This is a genomic window from Zhongshania sp. (assembly GCF_041584495.1).
Classification (GTDB): Bacteria; Pseudomonadota; Gammaproteobacteria; order Pseudomonadales; family Spongiibacteraceae; genus Spongiibacter.
In genome coordinates this window covers 1-4,859 of the sequence record NZ_JBFHDY010000177.1, presented here as the reverse complement: position 1 = coordinate 4,859, position 4,859 = coordinate 1, and the positions used below count along the sequence as shown (strand labels likewise).

The following is a 4,859-nucleotide window of genomic DNA, read 5'->3' as shown; positions in this document are numbered from 1 at the left end:
GGTTTCTTGTACGTCGCTAACGAAGCTGCCAAGGTCGCGGCCACGAACGTTCGCCGTCACTACAACACGGCGTTTACCATTTTCCCTGTTGACCTGATTTAGTCCCGTTGTCAGTTCAATATCCACCAATTCTTTCAGCGGCACATAGCCACCATTAGACACTTGAATAGGGAGTGAACCCAGCTGATCAATATCACTACGGCGATCTTCAGGTAATCGCACAACAATCTCTGCGCGGCGATCGCCCTCGTAGAAAAATCCTGCGCCCTGACCACCCATTGCCGTGGCAACTTGATCTTGCAGAGTATTTAATTCAACACCGTATTGGCCTAGAGCCAGCAATTTCGGTTTAAGGGTTAACATGGAGAGGCCCGTAGTCTGCTCCATCTGGATATCGACAATGCCGTCAACAGAGCCAATTGCGCCTTCGATTTTACCGCCAAGGGCTTCGAGCTGAGACAAGTCATCGCCAAATATCTTTATGGCTAACTCGGCGCGCACGCCTGACAAGAGCTCGTTAAAGCGCATCTGTATCGGCTGAAGAAATTCATAGCGATTGCCCGGCACGGGTTCCACCAACGCCGCGAGCTCTTCCACTATCTGGTTTTTAGACTTACTCGGATCGGGCCACTGATCGCGAGGTTTTAGGATAATAAAATTATCTGCCACACTCGGCGGAACCGCATCGGTCGCGACATCGGCGGTGCCGATCTTGGCAAATACGCGCTCTACTTCAGGCATGGTCTGGATAGTGGCTTCTAAGGTTTCCTGTAAGGCCACCGCCTGACTTAGCGAGGTGCCCGGAATCCTGAGCGCGTGCATAGCGATATCGCCCTCATCAAGATTTGGCACAAACTCGCTGCCCAAACGACTTGCCAAGCCAGCACATACAACAAGTAATACCAGCGCAGCTACCACCACTGCGCCACGCATAGCGATCGCTTTGCGCAGCAGCCGACCGTAAAGGTTTTTTGTTGCATCAAATGCGCGATTCTCTTTTTCGACTACGGGCCCCTTAAACAGCATGGCAATTGCCGCTGGGACAAAGGTGATGGACAGTAGCATTGCGGCACTCAGGGCTATGACTACCGTCATGGCCATGGGGTGGAACATTTTGCCTTCTACACCAGTTAAGGAGAAGATCGGCAAATATACCGCCGTAATGATAAACACCCCAAACAGTGCGGGTCGTATCACCTCTTTGGTGGCGCTATACACTACATCTAAGCGCTCATTCAACGACAATGTCTGCTTGTCGCTGGCAAGGCCCAAACGACGTAGACAGTTCTCCACGATGATAATGGCGCCGTCTACTAGCAAGCCAAAATCCAATGCACCTAAACTCATCAGGTTTGCACTGACGCCGCTACGCACCATGCCAGTAATCGTCATTAGCATGGCAACCGGAATAACCGCAGCCGTAAGTAGCGCGGCGCGCACATTGCCTAACAGTAAGAATAAAATAACGATAACCAGCAATGCACCTTCTAGCAGATTGGTCGTTACGGTCTTCAGAGTTTTATCCACTAGGCCCGTGCGATCGTATACCGCCGTCGCGGTAATGCCTGCCGGTAAACTCGACTTAATTTCCTCAAGTCTTTCGCCAACCGCTTTGGCAACGGTACGGCTGTTTTCGCCAACGAGCATAAATACCGTACTCATAACAACTTCGCGGCCATTTTGGGTGGCCGCACCCGTGCGCAGTTCTTTACCTTCGCCAACAGTCGCAACATCACCAACACGCAGAGGCTGACCATCAAGCGTTTTAATTACAATCCTACTAATATCAGCAAGTGTTTCGGCTTGCCCCGGAATACGTAACAGCCACTGCGCGCCTTTTTGCTCAACAAAGCCAGCACCACGGTTTTGATTATTGTCGGCAACCGCATCGATCAGTTCTTGCTGCGAGATACCATAGGCGAGCATTTTTTCAGGTTGCAGGCCGATTAAGACTTCCCGTTTGTAGCCGCCAATAGGGTTTACTTCAACCACACCGGGCACACGCAATAGCTGGGGGCGAATAATCCAATCATGTGCTGAGCGCAAATCCGTTGGCGTAATCAGCTTGCCATCGGCGTCGGTCGCACCGGGTTCAGCGTCCACGGTGAACATGAAGATTTCACCCAGCCCCGTCGCAATCGGCCCTAGCTCCGGCTCCAGCCCCATCGGCAATTTGGCGCGCACGTTGCCAAGTCGCTCGTTCACTAGCTGACGTGCAAAATAAATATCAGTGTCGTCGCCAAAGATTACCGTGACTTGGGAAAGTCCGTATCGAGAAACAGATCGGGTGTACTGCAGCTCGGGCAGGCCTGCCATCGATGTTTCAATGGCGTAGGTAACGCGTTGCTCAACTTCCAGCGGTGTGTAACCCGGCGCCTCGGTGTTAATTATGACCTGAACATTGGTGATATCGGGAACGGCATCAATCGGCAGTCGGTTGAAATTCCATAAACCCAAACCACAAAGCGCAAGAACGGCGGCCATCACCACACCGCGCCGTGCTAGGGAAAATTGTATAATTGCATCAAGCATGGGACGTCCTTTAGTGGTCGTGTGAAGCGCCAGATTTTTCGATATCGGCCTTGATGATGTAGCTGTTTTCGGTAACGTATTCGGTTCCCAGCTTTAGACCACCTAGGACTTCAATCCAGTCGCCCGCCTCGCGACCGAGCTCCAGCATCCGAACTTCGTATTGGTCGCCTACTTTGGCGTAGACCACGGTGAAATCCCGAAAGCCTTGCAGTGCTTGGCGCTTTACCGCGAGCGGCACTCCATAGCGAGCAACTTCCACATTGCCGCGAACAAAGCTCCCCACTGGCAGCGCAAGTTTGCTGGCGTCAACACTGACGCGTATATCCGCAGATTGATCAGCATTAAGCAGCGGTGAAATCCACTGCACGTCACCTTCTCCAATTTCTTCCATCGCATCGTTGAGCAATAGCACGCTGTTGTTTAGCGCAATTCGACGATGGTCGTCAGGGTAGGCTTTGAGTAAAACCACGTGGCGAGAGCGATCAACAATACTCACCAGCGTACGGCCAGCAGTCGCTTCGCCGATATTGACCGGCAGGGCCGCAATTTCACCGGCAATATCGGCGCGCAACACATAGGATTTCAGGCTTTCGTTACTCTCGATACTCATCAACGGAGTGCCCGCTTTCACCTGCTGACCTAAGCTAACGTGAATGGCTTTAATCACACCGTCGAAACGGGCACTTAACTGCGTTAAAGCATTGGTATCGGCTACCAGTCGACCGAAGAGCGGCAGCCGCTCTACGAGCACTTGTGAACGCGCAGTACCAGTGGTGATACCCATGGCGTCAGCAACATCGGCATTAATCCGAGTTCGCCCTTCAAAATTATCGTACTGCCACTCATAGCGCTTATCGCCGTAAGCCGCATTGAGCGTAACTAGAAAAGAATGTGGCTCGACTATTTCCATATCACCGCGCAAGAAATCTTCTTGCGGCCTGAAATTGATTTGGTCGTCGCCGTCACCGAGGCGCCCCAAAGTAACGCTTACCTTGACGTTCTCTGGAGGCAAGGCCTCGCCACCTTGACTTGCCCAGACACGAAACTCTGGCGGTACGCCGGTCTCGAAGATTGCCAATTCAATCGCGAAATCATCCTCGCGTAACATACGCCCCCGGTGCGGGCCTTTTTCAGGTTCAATTTCCTGCACTTCGGCGCCAACGGCGAGTGCAGCGCTACTTAAGCTCGTTAATAGCGAGACAAGCATACTGACGATTAACGATCGTTTTACTGAATTACTCATGGATTTACCTCATCGTTGCCCAGCAGTGGCAAACCGGTTAGACGTTCAATTTCGACGCGTGTGAGCTGTGCTTTAAACTGGCTATCCAGTAAATGACTGCGTGTCGCGAGCAATTCTTGCTGCACCCCACGCCAATCTTGGTAGCTGTACCGGCCAAGCTGGTAGGCGTTTCGGGCTTCTTTCTGGGCTTGCTCAAGCGTTGGAATAATTTGCTCACGCAGTGCGCCAACCACATGCTGCGCGTGTTGAAACTCTTGAAGCAAAACATACAAGCGCGCTTCCAGCACTAATTGCACTGCGTCAACATCAGCACGATAAGCATCACGCTCCGCAGCTAAAGCGGCTATACGTCCGCTATTACGCTGTTCGCCCCCTAAGGGCACGGTAAAGCCAGCCACTAAGGCGTAGTCGTCGGTATTTTCAAAACGCCTTACACCGGTTGAGAACTGCCACCTGGACTGGGCTTCCGTTTTCGCTAAAGCGATTTCGGATTGCGCCACTCGCTCTTGGCTGAGTAGTTTCCGTACACGCGGATGACTGCTTAGATGCTGCGCCAGATCCTCGTAATTCAATCTGTCCGTGGCTATTGCAAGCGAGCCGGAAGCAGTTTCAAAATCGGGTTCGCGGGCATTCCACTGGGTCGCTAACATCCGCTTAGCGCCGCGAATTTCATGATCGAGATCTTCTAGCGCGATATCTGCCCGCGCTAGCTCAGCCTCGGCACGAAGTTTGTCAGCAAACAGCGATTTGCCTGCATCCATGCGTTTCGATAGTTCTTTAACCACTGAATCCGCTTGCGCTCTTGCGGCTTCAGCGAGTTCCTTACGCTGCTGATAAACGACTACGGTGAGAAATTGACGGGCAGTCTCGGCGGCCACATCCAGTTTCTTTATTGCTTGATCATCGCTAATCACCTGCTTTTGCACGTCAGCGCTATGTCCGCGCTGCTGCAGTAAGTCACCCTCTAAAACCCAACTAATACTGAGCGTCGACTGAAGGTTGTCGGCGCCACTGTAGTCACCTGAGCCAAATCCATCTTCAACACTTAAGCCAAGCTGGGGACGACTGCCGACCCGTGCCTGCT

At 52.4% G+C, this 4,859-nt stretch carries 3 protein-coding genes; all 3 read right to left on the bottom strand.

What is annotated here, in order from left to right:
* A partial coding sequence (locus ABYP33_RS17390) for an efflux RND transporter permease subunit (protein ID WP_373092430.1) occupies positions 1–2,532 on the bottom strand: 2,532 nt, incomplete at its 3' end.
* A 10-nt stretch (positions 2,533–2,542) separates the two neighbouring features.
* Positions 2,543–3,775 (bottom strand): efflux RND transporter periplasmic adaptor subunit, encoded by a 1,233-nt coding sequence (locus ABYP33_RS17385; RefSeq protein ID WP_373092429.1) that lies wholly within the window; start codon positions 3,773–3,775, stop codon positions 2,543–2,545.
* A partial coding sequence (locus tag ABYP33_RS17380) for a TolC family protein (protein ID WP_373092428.1) occupies positions 3,772–4,859 on the bottom strand: 1,088 nt, incomplete at its 5' end. The genes ABYP33_RS17385 and ABYP33_RS17380, both read right to left, overlap by 4 nt.

What these genes read in the sequence shown, in the direction of transcription:
- ABYP33_RS17385 (WP_373092429.1), bottom strand. Translation starts at nt 3,775, where the DNA reads ATGAGTAATTCAGTAAAACGATCGTTAATCGTCAGTATGCTTGTCTCG.